Source organism: Pseudoblastomonas marina (assembly GCF_014641655.1).
Taxonomy (GTDB): Bacteria; Pseudomonadota; Alphaproteobacteria; order Sphingomonadales; family Sphingomonadaceae; genus Alteriqipengyuania_A; species Alteriqipengyuania_A marina.
The window spans coordinates 1-606 of the sequence record NZ_BMID01000041.1; the positions used below are offsets into that span (position 1 = coordinate 1).

The window sequence follows — 606 nt, forward strand, 5'->3', positions numbered from 1 at the left end:
CCTCCGGGGTGGAATCGACCCGTCCCCCCGCCCTGCAGTACTGCAGGGGGGGGAAGGGTTGATTCAAGGGCCGAAGGGGCCTCGAATCGGGGGACCCCACGAATACGGCCCACACACGAAGGTGTGTGGGGTATTCGTGGGGCCCTCTTAGTTTAGCTCGTATTTTAAGTCATGCTCTTGGTTTTCCTTTTTAGCTTTTAAATAAAATTTAGCCTTGTTCATAAGTAGCCAAATAATGACGCTTCTGAGCCGGAGGCTATCAAAAAAAAAAATTAAATTTAAGAGAGATTAGCTCAGTTGGTAGAGCAACCGTTTTACACACGGAAGGTTGGGTGTTCGAATCACCCATTTCTCATTTTTAATACTTACTTTAGGATTCTTTAACTTAACTGGTAAAGTGCATTATTGATAATAATGATATTCAAGTTCGAGTCTTGAAAGAATTAAAGAGAATTGACCGAGTGGTTTAAGGTGGCTAGCTTGAAACTAGTTATGGTTCAAACCATCATGGGTTCGAATCCCATATTCTCTGTTAATTAACTAAGGTTTGGTGATTCAAATTAGCCTCCTCCTACAGCCTCCTGTAGCTTCGGGGGACCCCGCCCC

At 44.4% G+C, this 606-nt stretch carries 2 tRNA genes; both read left to right on the top strand.

Annotation, left to right across the window (positions count from 1 at the left end):
• The first annotated feature begins 282 nt into the window (after positions 1-282).
• A tRNA-Val gene (locus IEW49_RS13475) sits at positions 283-355 on the top strand.
• A gap of 92 nt (positions 356-447) precedes the next feature.
• Positions 448-532, top strand: a tRNA-Ser gene (locus IEW49_RS13480).
• Positions 533-606 lie beyond the last annotated feature (74 nt).